Raw genomic sequence first — 2,696 nt, forward strand, 5'->3', positions numbered from 1 at the left:
CCGAGGCTTCCCCGGCGCCCGGTACGGACGGGGACCCCGGTCGCGGGGCCCGTCCCCGCGCGCCAGAGTGGGAGGGGCGCGGACCGAGGCGAAGGGGGCGCAGATGGGCGACGACGACCGGCTCGCGGCCTACCGAGGCAAACGGCACTTCGACCGCACCGGCGAACCCCCGGGCGAGCCGTCCCCGCGACCGGGCACCGCACCCTGCTTCGTGGTGCAGATCCACGACGCGACACGGATGCACTTCGACTTCCGGCTGGAGGTCGACGGCGTACTGAAGTCCTGGTCCGTCCCCAGGGGGCCGTCCGCCGACCCGCACGACAAGCGCCTGGCCGTGCCCACCGAGGACCACCCCCTGGAGTACCGGGGCTTCGAGGGCGTCATCGCCAAGGGGGAGTACGGTGCCGGTACCGTGATCGTCTGGGACCAGGGCACCTACCGCCCCCTGCCCTCCCGCCGCAAGGGCCACCCCGGGGACTTCGCCGAGGCCCTGGCCCGCGGCCACGCCGCCTTCTGGCTCGACGGCCGCAAACTGCACGGCGGCTACGCCCTCACCCGCTTCCGCACGGGCGAGGAGCCGGGCGAGAAGGAGGCATGGCTGCTGGTGAAGGAGAACGACGCGCGGGCGGGCAGGGGCGGCGCGCCCGACCCGGTCCGCGCCCGCTCCGTCCGCAGCGGCCGCACCCTCGGACAGGTCGCCGCCGACGCGGCCGCACCACGCCGGGGCGGCGGATGACGCCCCAGGCCCTCCTGTGCCGCGAAGGCCGCCGCACCGGCCGGACACCGCACCGCCCCTTTGAGCACAATGTGACCCGACGCCCGTCCCCGGCCCACCGGAGAACACCCATGAGAATCCATCTGGCCAGCGTCTTCGTCGACGACCAGGAAAAGGCCCTGCGCTTCTACACCGATGTCCTGGGCTTCGTGAAGAAGCACGACATCCCCCTGGGCGCGGCCCGGTGGCTGACCGTGGTCTCGGCCGAGGACCCCGACGGGACCGAACTGCTGCTGGAACCCTCCGACCACCCCGCCGTGCGGCCGTACAAGACGGCGTTGGTCCGGGACAGCATCCCGGCCACCTCCTTCGCCGTGGACGACGTCCCGGCGGAGTACGACCGGCTGAGCGGGCTCGGGGTGCGCTTCACCCAGGAGCCGATGGAGATGGGCACGATCACCACCGCCGTGTTCGACGACACCTGCGGCAACCTGATCCAGATCGTGCACGGCGGATAGGACGCCCGCCGCACGCCCCCGCTAGAAGGAGCTGTCCGGACCCGTCTCTCCCTCCTCGGTGTCCGGGCAGATGTGCACCGCGGCCTCCTCCGCCGACGCCGCGCCGCCGTCGATCCCGACGTCATGGGCCACCACGTCGTTGGCGTGGCGCGGGTACCCCTCGTCCGCGCCCACCAGCCGCCCGGCGCGGGCCTCCCCGACCTGGCCGTCCCACAGCTCGCCGTCCCCGCCGGCCCGGTCGCCCACCCCGTCGCCGTCCGGCACCGCGATGTCGGGGACCTCCTCGGCCAGCCGCTGGTCCAGCGTCTCGCCGTCGTGCTGCTCCTGCGCGGTGACCCCGTGGTGGGTGACCGCGAGGGGTCTCTCGGGCGGTGAGTAGCCCGTGTCCAGCATCTCGTCGAGGCCGGGCTCGTCGAGAGCGTCCTCCATGTCCAGATCGTCGGGGTAGTCCTGGGGATCGGACGGGGACGGCTGATAGACCTCATCGCCCCTCGCGTTGTCCGACATGACCGCTCTCCTTCCGGCCCGCGGTGGTCCCACACTGTGCCGGCGGCCCAGCCGCCTCGCGCCCGTCCGGTGCCGGGTGCCGCTCACCCGGCCCACGAGGTCCCCACCCACATCGTCCGCCTCTTGCCGTCGAGCCGCAGCCGTAGGACCCGCCGTGCGGCGGCTCAGCCCCGGCGGGCCTCCGTCCCCAGGCCGAGGGAGGCGGCGATGCTCTGCACGTTCGGGAACATCTCGTGCGCGGGCAGCCGCTCCGCCAGGGTGACCAGCCCGTCCGGCGCGTTGTTGCGCCGCAGGGTGTCCAGGACGGTGAACCTGTCGGCCGGGTACAGGCTGCGGCCGAGGTACCGGGCCAGCTCCGAACGCACCACCACGTCCTCCCCGGTCATCCCGCGCGGCGCGCTGCCCCGCACCACGCTCTCGGGCACCCGCGCGGTCTCCGGCCCCCGCCGCTCCGCCGGCCGGAAGTCGCTCTCCTCCTCCGTCCCCAGCGTCCGCTCGGCGAGCAACTCGGCCCGCATCCGCCGCTTGAGGACGTCGTCGCGGGCGGGTCCGGCCTTGTCCGTACCGTGTTCCATGACCATCTCTGCCTCCAGACCCCGGTCGTGCCAACCCCGCGCGGCCCCGGGCACCGCGCGCCCGCCGCCCGCCCGTGCGGAGGAGCGACGGCGGCGCTTCCACCGTACGTACGGACGCCGCCGGGCGCGCCCCGGCCGGACGTGACGCGCCCCGGGCGGCATGTTGCGGACCGGCGGAAACGGGAACCCGGTGACGCGAAGCGAACCACGACAGCTCAGGAGGCAGCCCATGCGACTCCCGCTCCTGGAACCCGTCACCCACAGGCCCGGCCCCTGGGCGTCCGTGTACGCCGACACCTCCCGCAGCACCGCCGACGCGGCGGAACAACGGGACCTGACGGCCCGCGCCACCGCGGACCACCTCCTCGGGCTCGGCGCCGA

General features: G+C 74.4%; 4 protein-coding genes. 2 read left to right on the forward strand and 2 right to left on the reverse strand.

Annotated elements, in window-relative coordinates; translation table 11 throughout:
• Nucleotides 1-103: 103 nt before the first annotated feature.
• A complete protein-coding gene (locus AC51EU_RS29310; RefSeq protein WP_496270122.1) occupies nt 104-736 on the forward strand; it encodes a DNA polymerase ligase N-terminal domain-containing protein in 633 nt (210 codons plus the stop codon).
• Nucleotides 737-846: 110 nt separating this feature from the next.
• Complete coding sequence (locus AC51EU_RS29315) at nt 847-1,233, forward strand: VOC family protein (protein WP_496270123.1); 387 nt, start codon at nt 847-849, stop codon at nt 1,231-1,233.
• Between the two features lie 21 nt (nt 1,234-1,254).
• On the opposite strand, the gene AC51EU_RS29320 is transcribed toward AC51EU_RS29315, so the two are convergent.
• Together AC51EU_RS29320 and AC51EU_RS29325 are read right to left on the reverse strand one after the other, a co-directional pair.
• Nucleotides 1,255-1,740 (reverse strand): DUF5709 domain-containing protein, encoded by a 486-nt coding sequence (locus tag AC51EU_RS29320; RefSeq protein WP_496270124.1) that lies wholly within the window; start codon nt 1,738-1,740, stop codon nt 1,255-1,257.
• A 164-nt stretch (nt 1,741-1,904) separates the two neighbouring features.
• Nucleotides 1,905-2,315: a DUF2795 domain-containing protein gene (locus AC51EU_RS29325; RefSeq protein ID WP_496270125.1), complete on the reverse strand. Its 411-nt coding sequence runs from the start codon at nt 2,313-2,315 to the stop codon at nt 1,905-1,907.
• Between the last annotated feature and the right edge of the window lie 381 nt (nt 2,316-2,696).

This window comes from Candidatus Streptomyces philanthi (assembly GCF_059553635.1).